16 protein-coding genes are annotated in these 18,576 nt (G+C 67.8%); 11 read left to right on the top strand and 5 right to left on the bottom strand.

Going from position 1 to position 18,576, the window contains the following annotated elements:
- Positions 1–81: 81 nt before the first annotated feature.
- Positions 82–855: an enoyl-CoA hydratase gene (locus AC1DOP_RS14880; RefSeq protein ID WP_477251988.1), complete on the top strand. Its 774-nt coding sequence runs from the start codon at positions 82–84 to the stop codon at positions 853–855.
- A gap of 127 nt (positions 856–982) precedes the next feature.
- Positions 983–2,797, top strand: coding sequence for an FAD-binding oxidoreductase (locus AC1DOP_RS14875; RefSeq protein ID WP_477251986.1), 1,815 nt, complete (start codon positions 983–985; stop codon positions 2,795–2,797).
- Between the two features lie 56 nt (positions 2,798–2,853).
- On the opposite strand, the gene AC1DOP_RS14870 is transcribed toward AC1DOP_RS14875, so the two are convergent.
- A complete protein-coding gene (locus tag AC1DOP_RS14870; protein ID WP_441934971.1) occupies positions 2,854–3,273 on the bottom strand; it encodes a hypothetical protein in 420 nt (139 codons plus the stop codon).
- Positions 3,274–3,398: 125 nt separating this feature from the next.
- Positions 3,399–4,796, bottom strand: coding sequence for a cysteine--tRNA ligase (gene cysS, locus AC1DOP_RS14865; protein ID WP_477251983.1), 1,398 nt, complete (start codon positions 4,794–4,796; stop codon positions 3,399–3,401).
- A 158-nt stretch (positions 4,797–4,954) separates the two neighbouring features.
- On the opposite strand from cysS, the gene AC1DOP_RS14860 reads away from it, so the two are divergent.
- The 8 genes from AC1DOP_RS14860 to AC1DOP_RS14825 all read left to right on the top strand — a co-directional run bounded on the left by AC1DOP_RS14860 (position 4,955) and on the right by AC1DOP_RS14825 (position 14,928).
- On the top strand, positions 4,955–5,863 hold the full coding sequence (locus AC1DOP_RS14860; RefSeq protein WP_477251981.1) for a LysR family transcriptional regulator: 909 nt from the start codon (positions 4,955–4,957) through the stop codon (positions 5,861–5,863).
- Between the two features lie 154 nt (positions 5,864–6,017).
- Complete coding sequence (locus AC1DOP_RS14855) at positions 6,018–7,349, top strand: MFS transporter (RefSeq protein ID WP_477251979.1); 1,332 nt, start codon at positions 6,018–6,020, stop codon at positions 7,347–7,349.
- Positions 7,350–7,361: 12 nt separating this feature from the next.
- On the top strand, positions 7,362–8,585 hold the full coding sequence (locus AC1DOP_RS14850) for a CaiB/BaiF CoA transferase family protein (protein WP_441934975.1): 1,224 nt from the start codon (positions 7,362–7,364) through the stop codon (positions 8,583–8,585).
- The gene (locus AC1DOP_RS14845) at positions 8,582–9,541 is read left to right on the top strand and encodes a hydroxymethylglutaryl-CoA lyase (protein WP_441934976.1); all 960 of its coding nucleotides are present in this window, start codon (positions 8,582–8,584) and stop codon (positions 9,539–9,541) included. Before AC1DOP_RS14850 ends, AC1DOP_RS14845 begins: the two co-directional genes overlap by 4 nt.
- Positions 9,542–9,638: 97 nt before the next feature.
- Complete coding sequence (locus AC1DOP_RS14840) at positions 9,639–11,186, top strand: CYTH and CHAD domain-containing protein (protein WP_477251976.1); 1,548 nt, start codon at positions 9,639–9,641, stop codon at positions 11,184–11,186.
- Between the two features lie 217 nt (positions 11,187–11,403).
- Entirely contained in the window at positions 11,404–12,240 is an 837-nt protein-coding gene (locus AC1DOP_RS14835; RefSeq protein WP_441934978.1) for an alpha/beta fold hydrolase, read from the top strand.
- 72 nt (positions 12,241–12,312) lie between these two features.
- On the top strand, positions 12,313–14,007 hold the full coding sequence (locus AC1DOP_RS14830) for an acid phosphatase (RefSeq protein WP_441934979.1): 1,695 nt from the start codon (positions 12,313–12,315) through the stop codon (positions 14,005–14,007).
- Positions 14,008–14,124: 117 nt separating this feature from the next.
- A complete protein-coding gene (locus tag AC1DOP_RS14825; protein WP_441934980.1) occupies positions 14,125–14,928 on the top strand; it encodes a DUF4142 domain-containing protein in 804 nt (267 codons plus the stop codon).
- A 93-nt stretch (positions 14,929–15,021) separates the two neighbouring features.
- Here AC1DOP_RS14825 and AC1DOP_RS14820 read toward each other — a convergent pair whose 3' ends face one another.
- The 3 genes from AC1DOP_RS14820 to AC1DOP_RS14810 form a co-directional block, all read right to left on the bottom strand.
- Positions 15,022–15,825: an alpha/beta fold hydrolase gene (locus AC1DOP_RS14820; protein WP_441934981.1), complete on the bottom strand. Its 804-nt coding sequence runs from the start codon at positions 15,823–15,825 to the stop codon at positions 15,022–15,024.
- 72 nt (positions 15,826–15,897) lie between these two features.
- On the bottom strand, positions 15,898–16,485 hold the full coding sequence (locus AC1DOP_RS14815; protein WP_441934982.1) for an FMN-binding negative transcriptional regulator: 588 nt from the start codon (positions 16,483–16,485) through the stop codon (positions 15,898–15,900).
- On the bottom strand, positions 16,485–16,946 hold the full coding sequence (locus AC1DOP_RS14810) for an OsmC family protein (protein WP_477251972.1): 462 nt from the start codon (positions 16,944–16,946) through the stop codon (positions 16,485–16,487). The genes AC1DOP_RS14815 and AC1DOP_RS14810 overlap by 1 nt, the downstream gene beginning before the upstream one ends.
- Positions 16,947–17,027: 81 nt before the next feature.
- Here AC1DOP_RS14810 and pdxR point away from each other — a divergent pair, with 81 nt between their 5' ends.
- The gene (gene pdxR / locus AC1DOP_RS14805; RefSeq protein WP_477251970.1) at positions 17,028–18,506 is read left to right on the top strand and encodes a MocR-like pyridoxine biosynthesis transcription factor PdxR; all 1,479 of its coding nucleotides are present in this window, start codon (positions 17,028–17,030) and stop codon (positions 18,504–18,506) included.
- The last annotated feature ends 70 nt before the right edge of the window (positions 18,507–18,576 follow it).

Below are 18,576 nucleotides of genomic sequence, written 5' to 3'. Positions count from 1 at the left end.
AACCGTCCCCACCCTTTTTTCGTAGGGTGGGCACGCCGTGCCCGCGCAATACGCGAACAAACAATACCGGAGACCTCCTGAATGGACATCCAGACCACCACCGCCAACGGCATCCTGACCATCGAATTCAACCGCCCGGAGCGCAAGAACGCCATCACCGGCGCCATGTACACCGCCATGGCCGAAGCCCTGCGCGCCGCCGAGACCGACGCGCAGATCCGCGTCGTCCTCATCACCGGCAAGCCCGAGATCTTCACCGCCGGTAACGACCTCGACGACTTCCTCAACAACGTCGGCGAAGGCGCGATGACCGAAACCCGCCCGGTCTTCCAGTTCATGCAGGCGCTGGAGGGCTGCAGCAAGCCGGTAATCGCGGCAGTCAGCGGCGCCGCCGTCGGCATCGGCACCACCATGCTGATGCACTGCGACCTGGTCTATGCCGCCGACACCGCCAAGTTCTCGATGCCCTTCAGCCAGTTGGGCCTGTGCCCGGAATTCGCATCGTCGCTGCTGGTCCAGCAAGCGGCCGGCTACACCCGCGCCGCCGAGAAGCTGATGCTGGGCGAAGCCTTCCTGGCCCAGGAAGCCCTCGAAATGGGCATCGTCGCGAAAGTGCTGCCGTCTGGCGAGCTGCTGGCATTCGCCCAGGGCCAGGCCGCCAAGCTGGTCAAGCTGCCGGCCGCCTCGATCCGCACCACCAAGGCGCTGATGAAGCGTTCGCGCGCGGCGCTGGTCAAGGAAACCATCGCGGCCGAGAACGAGCGCTTCAGCGCGATGCTGGTGGGCGCCGAGGCGAAGGAGGCGTTCACGGCCTTCTTCGAGAAGCGCAAGCCGGATTTCAGCAAGTTCGACTGAGCGTATCCTCGCGGTGAACCGGATCCGGTTCACCCCAGGCGGCGCCCGCTTCGCCACAATTGCTTTGTCGCCGAGGACATCCCTTCGCTAAGCTTGCCGGCATTCGCCATCCGAATGCGAGGCACCCTTGAAACGAAGAGATTTCCTGTCGTCGCTGGCAGTGGCCGCCGCCGGGACGCTGCCGACCCTGAGCGCTGCATCGGCGGGCGGCGCGCCGGCCAAGGCCGTCTATCGGCGCGTACGGCCCCTGGACGCCGCATGGCCGAACGCCGCCAGCTGGGCCAGGCTCAACGAGGCCGTAGGCGGCAACCTGATCAAGGCTCACGCGCTGTTTCAAGGCTGCGTGGCCGATCCGGACGGCGCCGCCTGCCTCGATGCGCACAAGAACATCGGCAACCCCTACTGGATCGGCGACCAGCCCGGCGGCACCGAGAACTCGGGCTGGTTAGATGCCTGGACGCCGGCGCCGAGCGCGTATGCGATCGCAGCGCGCCATGCCGGGGACGTCGCCGCCGGCGTCGTCTTCGCGCGCAAGAACCGGCTGCGCCTGGCGGTCAAGGGCGGCGGCCACAGCTACCTGGGGACCTCGAACGCGCCCGATTCCCTACTGATCTGGACGCGTGCGATGAACCAGGTCACGCTGCACGATGCCTTCGTCGCCGAGGGCTGTGCGGGCCATGCCGCCCCCGTCCCGGCGGTCAGCGCGGGCGCCGGCGCCATGTGGATGGATCTGTATCACGCCGTGACGACGGAAGGCGGCCGCTACGTCCAGGGCGGCAGCTGCACCACGGTGGGCGTGGCCGGCCTGGTGCAGAGCGGCGGCTTCAATGCGTTCTCGAAAGGCTTCGGCACGGCGGCCTCCAGCCTGCTCGAAGCCGAAATCGTCACCGCCGACGGCCGCGTGCGTGTCGTCAACGCGTGCAAGGATCCCGACCTGTTCTGGGCGCTCAAGGGCGGCGGTGGCGGGACCTTCGGCGTGGTCACCCGGGTCACCCTGCGCACCCACGAACTGCCGCGCTTCTTCGGCGGCGCCTGGGGCGAGGTGAGGGCGCGTTCGAACGACGCCTTCGCGCGCCTGATCGCCCGCTTCATCGACTTCTACCGCGAGACCCTGTTCAATCCGCACTGGGGCGAACACGTGCACTTCAGGCCGGACAACGTGCTGGAAATCGACATGGTCAGCCAGGGCCTCAGTCCCGAGCAGACGCGCGATGCATGGCAACCCTTCTTCGACTGGATCGGGGCGGCGCCGCGGGATTACGAACTCGTCTCGCCCGGCGCCTGGGCCTGGGAGGCACGCAGCTGGTGGGACCCGGCCAAGCGCGCATCAACCTATTCGCGGGACATGCGCGATGGCGCGCCGCGGCATCATGTGTGGGGGAAGGGCGACCAGGGCGAGGTTGGCGTCTTCCTGCACGGTTACGATTCGCTGTGGCTGCCGGCGGCCCTGTTGCAGGCGGAACGACGGCAGGCGCTCGCGGACGCGCTGTTCGCGGCGAGCCGCCACCAGATGCTGCGGCTGCACATCGGCAAGGGCCTGGCGGGCGCGCCGGCCGAGGTCCGTACCGCGGCCCGGCAGACCGCGACCAATCCCGCGGTCGCCGATGCATTCACCCTGCTCATCATCGCCGAAGGAGAAAGGCCGCCCGCCTATCCGGGCTATGCGCGGCCCGCCATCGACCTGGCGGCGGCCCGCAGGAACGCCCGCGACATCGACCGGGCCGCCGCCGAACTGCGCAGGATCGCGCCGCATTCGGGTTCCTATGTTTCGGAAAGCAACTACTTCAACCGCGACTGGCAACGCGAGTACTGGGGCGAGAACTATCCGAGATTGCGGGCCATAAAATCGGCATACGATCCCGAAGGACTGTTCTGTGTGCACCACGGCGTCGGCAGCGAAGACTGGAGCGCCGACGGTTTTACGCGCCTGGGATCAACCTGAAGCCGAGGCCGGCCCGCTTCGCCGCAGCCCTGCCTATGGGCTTCAGCGGCGGGGCTTCAGCGGCTGCAGCTCAGGCGCAGTCTTTCGCCTTGGTTTGCGTAGGCGCGTGCCGGTGCGCTGTCGCCGCAACGGTAGATCACGCGCAGGCGCTTCCTCTGGTTCGGCGCCGGGTCGCCGCACAATTGGTCGTTGGCGATGACGAAGCCGCGATTGCGCTCGACCTGGTCGCGCACGCTGCGACGCGCGTTGCAGCTTGCGTCGCGCACGCCATACTCGGCCTCCTCGATGTGCAGGCGTCCCCAGGACATCGAACCGTCCGCGACGTCCGGACCGTTGCGGGCGTCGCGCTGGCCTGCTGCGTAACCGTCGTCGTAGCCGCGGCGGTATTCCGCGCTCTGGGCGAATGCGCCGGTGGACGCGGCGGTCAAGGCCAGCACGGCGGCAATGCGGACGATGTGTCGGTGTGCGATTTTCATATTTTCCTCCCGTTCTATCGATGACGAATGCTAGCGCGCTGAGCTGGACAGTTCTGTGCGCATCCGTACGTACAGTATGTCATCCGGCGCCCGCAGATCCTGCCGGCGAGTCTGTAAGAGGCGTATCAATCGGTAACCGGGAGAGTGGCCGTTTTCGGCGCCGCGACGGAACCCTCGGCCGTGTCGCGCACAACGAAACCCTGGTCCTCGATCGCGGTCCGCAAGGCGTCGGCATCGGCCCAGCGCTTATCGAGGCGTGCTTGCCGGCGCGCTTCGACCAGCGCCAGCACCGCGTCCGGCACGGCGTGCGTCTCGGGCCGCCAGGTATCCAATCCCAACCCGAGCACTTCGTCCAGCCAGCCCAGCGTCGCTTTCTGCACCGCACCCGGCAGCCCGGATTTCAATACCTCCCATGCCAGTGCCAGTGCCCTCGGCGTATTCAGGTCGTCGTTCAGCTCAGCCAGCATGCGCTCGCGATAAGCGGGATCGGCCACGCCACCGGAAGGCAGTTCGACATACGCCCGCCGCAGCCGCCCGAGCGCCGTCTGCGCCGCCTCCAGCGCCGTCCACGAAAACACCAGCTTCGAGCGGTAATGCGCGGTCAGGGCAAGATAGCGATAGGCCAAGGGATCGAAGCCGCGCTCGACCAGCGAATCGAGACGGATGAAGCTGCCGTCCGACTTCGACATCTTGTCGCTGTCTTGCAGCCGCAAAAACGCGCCGTGCAGCCAGTAGCGCGCCGGCGGGTGGCCGTGGCAGGCCTCGTGCTGGGCGATTTCGTTCGAATGGTGGACCGGCACGTGGTCTTCGCCGCCGATGTGGATGTCGAACAGGGCGCCCAGGTAGCGCGTCGACATCGCCGAGCACTCGATGTGCCAGCCAGGGAAGCCGCGGCCCCAGGGGCTGTCCCATTCCATCTGCCTTTGTTCGGCGCCGCTGAACTTCCACAGCGCGAAATCGGTGGGCGAGCGCTTGTCGCCCGGATCGACGCGGTGGCCTGCCTGCAGTCCGGCGATGTCGAGCCGGGCCAGGTGACCATAGCGTTCCAGGCGTGTCGTGTCGAAATAGATGCCATCGGCGGTACGGTAGGTAAAGCCGGCCCGCTCGATGTCCAGGATGAAGGCGATCTGCTCGGGGATGTGGTCGGTGGCGCGCGCCCAGACGGTCGGCGGCAGGATGCGCAGGCGCTCCAGGTCGCGCTGGAAGGCATCCGTGTAGAAGGCGGCGATGTCCCAGGCGCTGCGGCCGGTGCGCCGGCTGCCCTTTTCCATCTTGTCCTCGCCCAGGTCCGCGTCCGAGGTCAGGTGGCCGACGTCGGTGATGTTGACGACGTGCCTCACCTCGATGCCGTTCAGCTGCAGCACGCGGCGGAGCAGGTCGCCGAACAGGTAGGTGCGCAGGTTGCCGATGTGGGCGTAGTCGTAGACCGTCGGGCCGCAGGCGTACAGGCCGGCGCGGCCGGGTTCGAGGGGGTCGAAAGGACGCAGGCGCCGCTCCCAGGTGTCGTACAGCTTGAGTGTCATCGGGTCTCCGGAAATGAAAAAGGCCACAGGAGACGGTTCTCGCTGTGGCCATGGAATCTGTGGATATGACAATGCAATCGGCAGGCTTCTATGGCCTGCGGTAACACACTCCGTGGTGGAAGGATCGATTGAACATGCGTTCAGTGTAGCATGTCGGCATGAACCTGCACCGCCTCGATCTCGTCTCGCTTTCCCTGTTCATGCACGTGGTGCGCTCCGGCAGCATCAGCAAGGGCGCGCAGCTGGCCAACCTGGCGGTCGGGGCGGCCAGCAAGCGCATTTCCGACCTCGAGGCGGCGGTCGGCGCGGGGCTGCTGGAGCGGCATTCGCGCGGTATCACCATCACCGCCGCCGGCGAGGCGCTGGCCCGCCATGCCCTGCGCATCCTCGGCGACGTCAACTTGCTGGCGGCCGAGCTGCGCGACCACGCGAACGGCATCGTCGGCGTGGCGCGCCTGTGGGCGAATACCTCGGCCATCACCCAGTTCCTGCCGGCCGACATCGCCGCCTTTGCGCGCGCCACGCCGGCGATCCGCATCGAACTGGCGGAACTCAACAGTGGCGAGATCGTGCTCGGCGTGCTCGAGGGCAGGGCCGATATCGGCATCTTTGCCGACCGCACCCCGGCCCTCGGCCTGCAGCTGATGCCCTACCGGGAGGACCGGCTGGTGCTGGTGGCACCAAGCGGGCATGCGCTGGCGCGGCGGCGCTCGCTGCGTTTCGAGGAAGCCGCCGAATTCGACTTCGTCAGCCTGTCGCAGGGCACCTCGCTGGCGCAGCGCCTGCAGGCCGAGACCGAGGCCATGGGCCAGCGCCTCAAGTTGCGGATCCAGGTGCGCAGCTTCGACGCCATGTGCCAGATGGTGGCCGCCGGGCTGGGCGTGGCGGTGCTGCCGGCGGACGCGGTGCGGGCGCTGGTGCGTTCACTGAACCTGCGCCAGATCCCGCTCCAGGACGCATGGGCGCGGCGCCAGCTCTTGATTGGCGTGCGCGACCTGGAGACCCTGCCGCGCCATGCGCGGATGCTGGTCGAGCACCTCGCCGCTGCGCCCCAGCCCGGACGCTGAGTGCTCGAGCTTTCGCGAAACGCGAAAGCCGGGTTCCCGTCTTGGTCATTCCGCCATTTGGACCCGGAGTGCCAGAATCGACCCACAACACCAAAAGCGCGCCATCCCGCATGAGCGCGCCGGGTCATTCGACGACACCCTATCCGGAGACATCATGAGCAAAATCCTGTCCGCCCCCGCCGGCGCGGCCTCCGTGGCCGTTCCGGGCGAAGCGCAGATCGTGGCAAAAGTGGCATGGCGCATCATGCCGCTGATCATGGTCTGCTATCTCTTCGCCTTCTTCGACCGCATCAACATCAGTTTCGCCAAGTTCGCGCTGCAGAACAGCCTGTCGCTGTCCGACACCGCCTACGGCCTGGGCGCGGGCCTGTTCTCGGTCGGCTACGTCCTGTTCGAGGTGCCCAGCAACATGATGCTGTACAAGGTCGGGGCGCGCCGCTGGATCGCCCGCATCATGGTGTCCTGGGGCATCGCCACCGCCCTGATGGCGCTGGTACAGACCGAGTGGCAGTTCTATGTGCTGCGCTTCCTCATCGGCGTCATGGAGGCCGGCTTCGCGCCTGGCGTGCTGTATTTCCTGACGCTGTGGTTCCCGGCCGCCTACCGCGGCCGCATCACCTCGATGCTGTTCCTGGCCTCGACCTTTTCCGGCCTGGTCGGCGCGCCTGCCGCCGGCCTGGTGCTGGGCCACATGGACGGCGCACTGGGCATGGCCGGCTGGCATTGGCTGTTTTTGGTGGGCGGCCTGCCGTGCGTGGCGCTGGGCGCCGTCGTGTTCCTGTCGCTGAAGGACAGGATCGAGGATGCGCAATGGCTCACTCCCCAGGAGCGCAGCCTGCTGGCCGCGCGCATCGCCGAGCAGAACCGCCAGATCGGCAGCCATTCGCTGCTGGGCGCGCTCAAGACGCCCGGTTTCCTGACCCTGGGCCTGGTCTACTTTCTGATCCAGGTGAGTTCCTACGGCCTGAATTTCTGGGCGCCGCACATGATCCGCAGCGCCGGCACCACCAACCCGACCATGATCGGCCTGCTCACCGCCGTGCCCTACCTGTGCGGCGCGATCGCGATGGTGCTGGTCGGCCGGATCTCGGACGCCAGCGGCGAGCGCCGAAAATTCGTGATCGGCCTGGTGCTGCTGGGCGCCGCCGGCTTCTGCTGCGCCGGCCTGTTCGACCACCAGCCGGCCCTGCTGCTGGCGGCGCTGGCCGTGATGGGCGCCGGCGTGGTAGCGTCGATCCCGGCGTTCTGGGCCTTGCCGCCCAAGCTGGTGAGCGGCGCCGGCGCGGCGGGCGGCATCGCACTGATCAACACGCTGGGCCAGCTGGGCGGCATCGTCAGCCCGGTGATGGTCGGGCGCATCAAGGACGTCACCGGCAGCACCACGCCGGCGCTGTATGCGATCGCCGGCCTGAGCCTGGTGTGCGCGGCCATCCTGGCCTTCGGCATGCCCGAGCGGCTGCGCCGGCGCGAACAATCCGAACATTGAAGGGGCAAGCACATGACGGCATCGAACATGATCCACGCGAATTTTTCCGACCAGGCGCTGAAGGGCGTGCGCGTGATCGAGATGGGACAACTGATCGCCGGGCCCTTCGCCGGCAAGACGCTGGGGGAATTCGGCGCCGACGTGATCAAGATCGAGGCGCCGGGCGCCGGCGACCCGCTGCGCAACTGGCGCATGATGAAGGACGGGACCTCGGTGTGGTGGCAGGTCCAGTCGCGCAACAAGCGCTCGCTCGCGCTCGACCTGCGCAGCGAAGAGGGGCAGGAGATCGCGCGCAAGCTGATCGCGGAGGCCGACGTGCTGGTCGAGAACTTCCGCCCCGGCACCCTGGAAAGCTGGGGCATGGGCTGGGATGTGCTGTCCGAACTGAATCCGGGCCTGGTCATGCTGCGCATTTCCGGCTATGGTCAGACCGGTCCCTACCGCGACTTGCCGGGCTTCGGCGCGATCGGCGAGGCGATGGGCGGCCTGCGCCACCTGACCGGCGAACCGGGCCGCGTGCCGGTGCGCTGCGGGATTTCGATCGGCGACACCCTGGCCGCCCTGCACGGCACCATCGGCGTGCTGACCGCGCTGTATCACCGCAAGGTCAACGGCGGACGCGGCCAGGTGATCGACGTCGCCCTGCACGAAGCCGTGTTCAACGTGATGGAAAGCCTGATCCCCGAATACAGCGCCTTCGGCGCGGTGCGCGAGGCGGCGGGCAGCGCCTTGCCGGGCATCGCCCCGTCCAACGCCTACCGCTGCAATGACGGCTACGTACTCGTGGCCGGCAACGGCGACAGCATCTTCAAGCGCCTGATGGCGGCGATCGGCCGCCCCGACCTGGCCGAAGCGCCGGACCTGGCGAACAATGCCGGCCGCGTCGCCAGGGTGGCCGAGATCGACGCCGCCATCGGTGTCTGGACCGCGACCCGCGGCGTGGCCGAAGTGCTCGAGGTCCTGAATGGGGCCCGGGTCCCGGCCGGCAAGGTCTATACCGCGCAGGACATCGCCGAAGACCCGCATTACCGTGCGCGCGACATGATCCTGACCCAGCAGACGCGCGAGGGCTACCAGGTCGAGGTGCCGGGCATCGTGCCCAAGCTGATGGGCACGCCGGGCGCGGTGCGTTCGGCCGCGCCGCGCCTGGGCGAGGACACCGACGCGGTATTGCGCGAGATCGGCCTCACCGAAGAGCAGATCGCGGCGCTGCGCGAGCGCAAGGTGGTGGCATGAATGCGAACATGAATGCGTGGAGCGGCAAGGGACGCCGCATCCACATCCAGGAAGTCGGCCTGCGCGACGGCCTGCAGGCCGAAACACGCTTCGTGCCGACGCTAGAGAAGATCGCACTGGCCGATGCGCTCTCGAAGACCGGCCTGGCCAAACTGGAAGCCAGTTCCTTCGTGTCGCCGAAAGCGGTGCCGGTGCTGGCCGATGCGGTCGAGGTGTTCGAGGGGATCGCCCGTCGGCCTGGCGTCGTCTACAGCGCCCTGGTGCCCAACCTGCGCGGCGCCGAACGCGCCATCGCCGCCGGCGTCGACGAGATGAACCTGGTGATGTCGGCCAGCGAAAGCCACAACCTGAGCAACCTGCGCATGACACGCGCGCAGTCCTTCGCCGGCTTGCGGGACGTGGCGGCGCTGGCGCAAGCGCATGGCGTACGCGTCAACATCTCGCTGTCCTGCAGCTTCGGCTGCCCGATGGAAGGGGAAGTGGCGCAGGAGGCGGTACTGGACTGGTGCGCGCGCTTCGTCGACGAGCTGCAGGTGCAGGGCATCACCCTGTGCGATACCACCGGCATGGCCTATCCGACCCAGGTGCGTGAACTGACCGGAAAAGTGCGGGAACGCTGGCCCGGTCTCGAGCTGACCCTGCACTTCCATAACACGCGCGGGATGGGCCTGGCGAATGTGCTGGCCGGGATCGATGCCGGCGCCGAGCGCTTCGACGCGTCGCTGGGCGGCATCGGCGGCTGCCCCTACGCACCGGGCGCCACCGGCAACGTCTGCACCGAGGAAATCGTGCACGCGCTTGAACTGATGGGCTACGATACCGGCGTCGACCTGGCCCTGCTGCTGCAGGCTGCGCGGCGCCTGCAGGAACTGCTGGGCCACGAGCTGCCCAGCCAGATCGTCAAGGCCGGCCGGCGCCTGGACCTTCATTCCTTGCCTGCCGGAATCTCCGTCTGACCTCCTCCTGACATGCGAGCCCGTTGCCATGGCGGGGCGACCGGTGTGCCCGTCTCGCACCGAAAGCGCTACAGTAACGCTGTCAGGAGGACAAACGATGGAATGCGAAATCAAGCTGGCCCTCGATAACGCCAGCGTCAGCCAGGTCAGGAAGATCCCGCTGCTGCGCCCCCGGGGCGGCAACAAGCCGGAAGAGCGCGAACACGTCGACCGCTATTTCGACACCGCCGACTTCACCCTGTGGCAGCACGGTTTCGCACTGCGGGTGCGCAGCGAGGGTACGCGCCACGTGCAGACGCTGAAGGGCGGCGGCACGGTGGTCGCCGGCCTGCACCGGCGCGTCGAGCTGGAAGCCGAGGTGCCGTCGGCCGAGCCGGACCGCGAGCTGTTCGCGCGCCAGCTGCGCGACGCCGTGCCGGCCCTGGCCAAACAGCTCGGCCGGCATGAGCTGGCGCTCGAACCGGTGTTCGTCAACAAGGTCAAGCGCGCCGCCTGGTTGCTGGAACTGGACGATGGCGTGCAGGTCGAATGCGCCCTCGATACCGGCGAGCTGCAGCGCGGCGACCGTACGGTGCCGGTGCGCGAACTGGAACTCGAAATGAAGGAGGGCGACCCCGCGCGCCTGTACGACCTGGCGCGCCAGGTGCACGAGGCGGTGCCGGTGCGGATCGAGAACGTCAGCAAGGCCGAGCGCGGCTATGCGCTGGCTGGCGGCTTGACGCCGCACGCCGTGAAGGCGAGCGCGGTGGCGCTCAGGCGCAAGGCCAGCCTGGGCGAGGCCTTGGGCGGCATCCTGCAGAACTGCCTGGCGCAGATGCAGGCCAACGAGCAAGGCCTGCTGGCGGGCGAGGTCGAGAGCCTGCACCAGATGCGCGTCGGCCTGCGCCGCCTGCGCGCGGCGATGGCGATGGTGAAGGACATGGTGCAGCTGCCGGCGCCGCTGGCGGCCGACGTCGAATGGCTGGCGGGCGAGCTGGGCGACGCCCGCAACTGGGACGTCTTCATCGAATCGCTGCTGCCTGGCCTGCCACTGCCGGAAGAACACAAGCCGGCGCTGGCGCGGGTCGCGGTGGCGGCGCGCGAAGAAGCGGAGCGGCATCGCGCCCGCGTGCGCGCGGCGGTCGGCAGCCCGCGCTATACGGGCCTGATGCTGGGGCTGGGCGCGTGGATTGCCGGTCAGGGATGGAAGCAAAGCGGGCGCCAGGCCGATCCGCGCCCCGGGGATGCGCCGACCGATGCGCTGGAACAGAAGGTGAGCAAGGCCGCGCCGCGCCTGGTGCAGCATGCCGCCGCGCGCGTGCGCAAGCGTGCCCGCGTGATCGACCTGAAGCACCCGGAAACCCTGCACAAGGTGCGCATCGCCGCCAAGAAGGAGCGCTATGCGCGCGAGTTCTTCGAAGCGCTCAGCCACGGCAGGAAGGAAGTGCGCCGCCACGATCTGCTGTCCGACATGCAGGATGAGCTGGGGCTGCTGAACGATGGCGTGGTCGCGCGCGAACTGGTCGCCCAGTTGCGCGAACGGGTGCCGCAGGAGATTGCGCTGCTCGGCTTCATCGAAGGCGTGCTGGCCGAGCGCGCCGTGGAAAACCTGCCGCGCGCCGGCAAGCACGTGCGCCGCAAGCTGCGCGCGCGGGCGGGCTTCTGAGACGATACGTTGAATTGGTGCCGGTATATTTCCCGACCGCCGGCGCCGGTAGGGCGGCAGGGCCGCCGTGCTCTTTTCCCAGGAGCGATGCGTATTCTGGCCCTGGAATGTGACAGGCGTTTGACGCAATCGACCTCCCGGTCTTCATGCGTGATGAATTGACGTCTTGCAACCCGCGTCTTACATTCGACAGAATTCTTGCGCGAAAGGATCGTCGATGAAGACACTGCTGGCCGGCTTGCTTTTCACCCTGTCGCTGCATGCCGTGGCCGCCGAAGCGCCGGGCGAACAGTTCGCCCAGGTCGGCCCCAACCGCCTGGCCTGGGAATGCCGCGGCGAAGGCGGCAAGACGGTGGTGCTGATCGCCGGCATGGGACTCGATGCCCACGCGACTTACAAGAATACCTTCCGCAATTTCTCGGTGCCGGGTTACCGGGTCTGCCTGTACGACCGCGCCGGCGTCGGCAAGAGCACGCCGCAGAACGCGCCCCGGCCCATGCGCGCGCTCACGGACGAGCTCGACGGCCTGATCCGCGAGCGCGGCTGGCGCGACGTGGTGCTGGTCGCCCACTCCTTCGGCGGCATGATCGCCCGCGCTTATGTGCAGGCGCATCCGGATACCGTCAAGGGCATCGTCTTCGTCGACAGCGTGCACGAATCCTGGTACCCGGCCATGAAGCGGACGATGTCGCCGGACGGCTGGCGCATCATGGACATGGTCATCAGCTGGGAACGGGACAAGAATTCCCACGAAGATTACGTCGAGGCGATACAGGCCCTGGCCGGCGCCCGCACGCTGGACCTGCCGGTGACGGTGCTCAGCCGCGGCCTGCCGTACACGAATATCCGGCAGGCGAAGATGAGCTACGACGACGTCGACGCCTTCAACACGACCTGGGACGCCGCCCAGTTCGAGCTGGCGAAAGTGTCTACCGACACCCGCCACATGCGCATGCGCTACACGGCCCATCTGTTCGACGAACAGGACCCCTGGCTGGTGCTCGACGAGATCGGCCTGCTGCTGAAACGTGTCGAGGCACGCGCGCGTCAATAGTCGGTATTGCCGCTGAGATCTTTTCCACCTGGCAAAAAACGCCCATAATCGGTGTTTTTGCGGGCCGACCCGATGCCCGTCCAGGAGAGAACCGTGCAAGAAAAGCATCACGACCACGAGCAGCCGGAAGCCGGCCAGCCCGCCAATCCTTCGCGCCGCAAGATCTTCCAGGCGGCGGCTGCGGTCGGCCTGTCGACCACCCTGCCGGCCGCCAGCGAAGCGGCCACGAAAACGGCGAAGGCCCACAAGCCCGTCAAGGGCTCGCTCGACGCCAAGCTGAAGGAACACGTCAAGAACGTGGTGGTGATCTATCTCGAGAACCGCAGCTTCAACAACCTGTTCGCCGATTTCCCCGGCCTGGCCCAGCCCCTCGCCAGCCTGCCCGCGTCCGCCACCGCGCAGAAGGACCGCGACGGCTCGGTGCTGCCGGAACTGCCGAAGATCTGGGGCGGCATGGTGCCGGCGCGCCAGAACCTGGGCGGCAAGGATTACATCATCAAGGAAGACGATATCCAGCACCTGCCCAACGCGCCGTTCGCACTCGCCGACGCGCAAGGCAAGCCGCTGCCGGAAGGGCTGGTCACGCGCGATCTGACCCACCAGTTCTATCACAACCAGATGCAGATCAACGGCGGCAAGAACGACGGTTTCGTCGCCTGGGGCGACAGCGGCGCGATGGTGATGGGCCATTACGGCGAGACCTCGAAGAACCTGGGCCTGGTTCAGATTGCGCGCGAGTTCACGCTGTGCGACAACTTCTTCATGGCGGCCTTCGGCGGTTCCTACCTGAACCACCAGTTCCTGATCAGCGGCCGCACGCCGGAATTCTTCAACGCCGCCGAGACCCCGGCGAAGAAGAAGATCGCGGTGCTCGAAGACGGTCCGCAGGGCATGCGCCTGGCGGTGGCGCCGGACTCGCCGAAGTCGGCTTTGGACGGCAAGCCGAAATTCGTCAACCATGGCGCCATCACGCCGGACGGCTATGCGGTCAACACCATGGCCCCGCCTTACCAGCCGAGCTGGGTGCGTCCGGCGCCGGGCGGCGATGCGAACGCGGCCGACCCGATGGATGCTTCGGTGCTGCCGCCGCAAAGCTACGACACGATCGGCGACCTGCTGTCCCGGCGTTCCATCAGCTGGGCCTGGTACGGCGGCGCCTGGCAGGCGGCGCTGGACGGCCGCGGCGAAGGTTCGCGCCCGAACTTCCAGCACCATCATCAGCCCTTCAATTACTTCAAGCAATTTGCGCCAGGTACGGCCGCGCGCGAACAACACCTGCGCGACGGCGGCCTGGGCGACAGCCCGATATCGAACAAGTTCATCGCCGACGCGGTGGCCGGCCGCCTGCCTGCCGTGGCCTTCTACAAGCCGCAGGGCAACCTGAACCTGCATGCCGGCTACTCGGACATCGAATCGGGCGACGCCCACGTCGCCAACGTGATCGAGCACCTCAAGAAATCGCCGCAGTGGAACAATATGGTGGTGGTCATCACCTTCGACGAGAACGGCGGCTGGTGGGACCACGTGGCGCCGCCCAAGGGCGACCGCTGGGGCCCGGGTTCGCGCATTCCGGCCATCGTCGTCTCGCCGTTCGCGAAGAAGGGCGCCGTCGATCACAACTTCTACGACACGACCTCGGTCCTGCGCTTCATCTCCCGCCTGCACGGCCTGCCACTGCTGGAAGGCCTGGCCGCACGCAACGCCGCCTTCGAGTCGCGCGGGGCGCGTCCGCCGGGCGACCTGACGGCGGCGCTCAGCTTCCGCTGATCGCAAATTTCCTATGGGCTAACGCGCGCTGTGCGGTAAAGCACGGCGATACACTTTGTGCCACCGTTGTCATTTGAACACGGGTCAAACTTCACCATAAGAGATCAGGAGAACGACATGCACAAGAATAAAACCTTGAAGGGACTGCTGGCCGTGTCGGCAGTGGCAGCCATGTTCGGCGCAGTTGGCGTCCACGCCCAGACCTCGGTCGGCTCCAGCCCGTCCCAGACCGGCACCAGCTCCACCAATCCCAACCAGGCCGGCAAGACGACCAAGGAAGGGACGATGGACAACAGCAACAGCACCGGCATGGAAAACCGCGCCAAGCAGTCGACCAAGAGCATGGGCAGCTCGAGCAGCTCGACCTCGAAGTCGTCCGGCATGCATTCCTCGGGTTCCAGCAGCAGCGGCATGAGCGCGTCGGGCGCCAGCGGCGCCGCAGGTGCGACGGCTTCGGGCGCCAAACTGAGCGCAGGCGACACGAAGATCCTCAAGGACATCGCGATGGCCGACATGGCCGAAGTCGCGGGCGGCAAGCTGGCCCAGAGCAAGGGCCAGAGCAGCGAAGTGAAAGCCTTCGGCCAGCAGATGATCGACGATCACACCGCCAACCTGAACGAAGTGAAAACCCTGGCCGACGCCCGCGGCGTGACCCTGCCGAGCGAACCGGACGCCAAGCACAAGGCCATGGCCGCCAAGCTGGAAAAGATGAGCGGCGCCGACTTCGACAAGGCCTACATGAAGCAGGCCGGGGTGCAGGACCACAAGACCGTCCACGCCAAGCTGATGGCCGACGCCAAGAAGGCCAAGGATGCGGAAGTGAAGGCCCTGGTCGAGAAGACCGAACCGGTGGTGGCGCAGCATTTGAAGTCGGCTGAGCAGATGAATACGGCTAAGACGGGTACGACTGCTGGGAAGTAATCTTCACAAACGTCGCCCCATAGCTTGTGAACATCGTCCCCGCCTTCGCGGGGACGATGTTTTTAGGCGCCGGGCAGGCTCGCATTCACATCGTCAGCGCAGGGTCTGCGCGAGGAAGGCGTCGATCGCGCGCGAACTCTCGGTGGGCGCGCTCATGTGCGGGCAATGGCCGACGTTGCGGATCACGCGCAGGGTGCTGGCCGGCAGGTGGCGATGCAGCCAGTCGCCGACCACGCTCGGTGCGATCAGGTCGTCGCTGCATTGCAGGATCAGGGCCGGCACCGTCGAGCGCGGGACGTCGGCGCGGTGGTCCGAGAGGAAGGTGACGCGGCCGAAGTGGCGGGCGATCGCGGGATCGTTGCGGCAGAAGCGCTCGGTGAGTTCGTCGCGCAGCTGCGGCTGGTTGGGCGCGCCCATGATCATCGGCGCCACGCTGCGCGACCAGCCGAGGTAGTTGGCGTCCATGGTTTCGAGCAGCTCGTCGATGTCGGAGCGGCTGAAGCCGCCCACGTAGTCGCCGTCGTTGATGAAGCAGGGCGAGGGCCCGACCATGACCTGGGCGGCAAAGCGCTGCGGCGCGGCGATCGCGGCCAGCATGCCGATGGTGGCGCCGACCGAATGCCCGACGATCACCACCGGTCCGCCGGCGACGCTGTCGACAATCTCCAGCAGGTCGGCGGCGTGGCCGTGCAGGCTGCCGTACTTGCTGCGGTCGTAGGCGGAAAGCTCGGACTGGCCGCAGCCGGTCAGATCGTAGGTGACCACGCGGAAGCGGTCCTCGTAGGCCGGCGCCAGGAAGCGCCACATGGTCTGGTCGCAGCCGTAGCCGTGGATGAACACCATGGTGGAGGCGCCTTTGCCGGAGACATGGACATGATTGCGGCTTTGTATGGACATGGACTCTTCGCTCCCAGGTGCATCCCATTGTGCGCTGCAATCCGCCGCAATGTCCAGTGAAGATTGGGATGTTCAGGGCGCCATGCCGGTCGCATGGGCGATGCGCATGCGCTCCTCTTCGCCGCGGTTCTGGCTGGCTTTCCACTTGCCCTGCAGGCCGTCGATGACGATCTCGATGCCGACCGTCGCCCGCACCAGCTTGTCGATATAGTCGCGCGGCGCATCGTCGACGGCCCAGCCGCGGCCTTGCCGGTGCTCCTGGCGCTGCGTCATGCGGCGCATGTGGGCCAGCAGCCATTCGGTGTCGTCGATGGTGCGCAGCCGCCCGTGCGCATGCACGACCGCGTAGTTCCAGGTCGGGACCACGCGTCCGTCGATGGCCTTCGCATCGTAGAGTTCGGGCGAGACGTAGCCGGATGCTCCCTGGAAGATCGCCAGCACCGGCGCGCCGTCCTGGCGCCACAGCGGGTTCGCGCGCGCCACGTGGGCGCGCAGGATGCCGCGGGGCGCTTCGCCGGATGCCGGCACCAGCTCGAAGGGGATGTGGTCGGCGGCCAGGCCATCCTCGCCGAGGCGCACCAGGGCGCCCAGCGGATGGGCGTCGATCAGGCCGTGCAGGACCTCGATGCGCTCTTCGCGGAAGTGGGAAGGCAGGTACATCAGCCTTCTCCCTCGACCACGACCTCGCCGCGCAGCGAGCTGGCGATGTAGCAGCGGGCGTGCGCCTCGTGGTGCAGGGCGGCCAGCACGGCGGCATCCGGCGGCCCGCCGGCGAAGGCGATGCGCGGGCGCAGCACGATGCGGGTCATTGCCAGCCGGCCCAGCTCGTCGCTGCCGAGGAAGCCGGTGGCATCGTCGCGGTAGCTGTCGACCACCAGGCCGCGCGCTGCCGCCAGCGACAGGAAGAACAGCATGTGGCAGCTGCTGGCGGCGGCCACCAGCGCCTCTTCCGGATCGACCGCGGCCGCATCGGACATCGGCAGCGGCACAGACAAAGGCGAGGACGAGGCAGGCACCGACAGGCCGCCGTCGAAGGTCCAGGTATGCGCGCGGCTGTAGCGCTGGTCGGTGAAGGCCTGGGCGCCGCGTTCCCAGGACAGGCTGGCGTCGAATGTTTTCATGCCTCCATCTTAGGATGGCAAGTGGCTTGCCGAAATAACCAATAAGGACGAAGATGGGCGTACCAATTTTGTGAGATGCCCATGCACGTCCACGCCATCCTCGCCGCCATTCCGCTCGAGCGCGATGCGGCCACGCCGCTGTTCCGCCAGCTGTATCTGCGGATGAAGGAAGCGATCCTGTCCGGCGCGGTACAGCCCACGGTGCGGCTGCCCGCCACCCGCGAACTGGGCCGGCTATTGAAGGTCTCGCGCCAGACCGTGCTGGCCGCCTACGAGCAGCTGATGGCCGAGGGCTACCTGGAAGGGGCGGTGGGGAAGGGAACGTTCGTGAGCGCCTCGCTGCCGGCGGCGGCACGCCGGAGCGCGTCGCCGGACGCCGCGCCGCCGCTGGTGCGGCCGCTGTCCGCGCGGGGCGAAGCGATGGCCTCGGCGATGGCGCGCGTACGCCACCACGACGGGCCCTTGCGCACCTTCCGCATGAGCATGCCGGGCCTGGACCTGTTCCCCTTCGAGGTCTGGCGCAAGCTCGAGGCGCGCCACTGGCGCCGCCGCGAGGTCCCGCTGGGCTATGGCGGCGCGGCCGGCCATCCGCCGCTGCGCGAACTGCTGTGCGCCTACCTGAAAGCCTCGCGCGGGGTGCGCTGCATGCCGGAGCAGATCGTCATCACCAACGGTTCGCAGCAGGCCCTGTATCTGCTGGCCCAGCTGCTGCTGGCGCCGGGCGAGGGCGTCTGGCTGGAGTCGCCCGGCTACCAGGGCGCGCTGGCGCCGTTCGCGGTGGCCGGCGCGAAGATCTGCCCGGTGCCGGTCGATGCCGAAGGCATGGACGTCGCCTACGCCGCGGCCCGCTATCCGGATGCGCGCATGGCCTTCGCCACTCCCTCGCACCAGCTGCCGCTGGGCGCCACCATGAGCCTGGCGCGGCGCCTGGAGCTGCTGCGCTGGGCCGAGGCCAAGCGCGCCTGGATCGTCGAGGACGACTACGACAGCGAGTACCGCTATACCGGCCCGCCGCTGGCCTCGCTGCAGGGCCTCGACCGCGCGAACTGCGTGATCTACGTCGGCACCCTGTCGAAAGTGCTGTTTCCGGGACTGCGCCTGGGCTACGTGGTGGCGCCGCCGGCGCTGGCGGCGCCGCTGGCGCGCGCCAAGGCGGTGGTCGACCGCCACAGCCCCATCGTGCCGCAGGCGGTGCTGGCCGACTTCATCCAGGAAGGACACTTCGCGCGCCATATCCGGCGCACCCGCGATGCCTACGGCGAGCGGCGCATCGCCATGCTGGAGGCGCTGGACAGCCGCATGCGGGGGCTACTGGCCTGCGGTCCGTCGGATGCCGGCCTGGATTTGTGCGTGGGACTCATGAATGGTCTCGGCGAGGAGGAAGCCGTCGCCCGCGCATCCGCCGCCGGGGTCGATGTGCGGTCCCTGTCCTACTACGTGAACCCGGCCGCCGGCCCGGACTGCGCGGTGCCGCCGGGGATGCTGCTGGGCTTTTCGGCCTTCACGCCGGCCCAGATCCGCGCCGGGGTGAGGCGGCTGGAGCAGGCACTGTCCGCCTGATCATTGGTGGGGTGACGATGGCGGCACTGGCGCTGTGTGCGCTGCTGGCCATACTGGCGCTGGTGGCGAT

Source organism: Massilia sp. 01N410 (assembly GCF_056399665.1).
The sequence above is the reverse complement of the archived record's forward strand: the minus strand, read 5'-3'. Positions and strand labels throughout refer to the sequence as shown.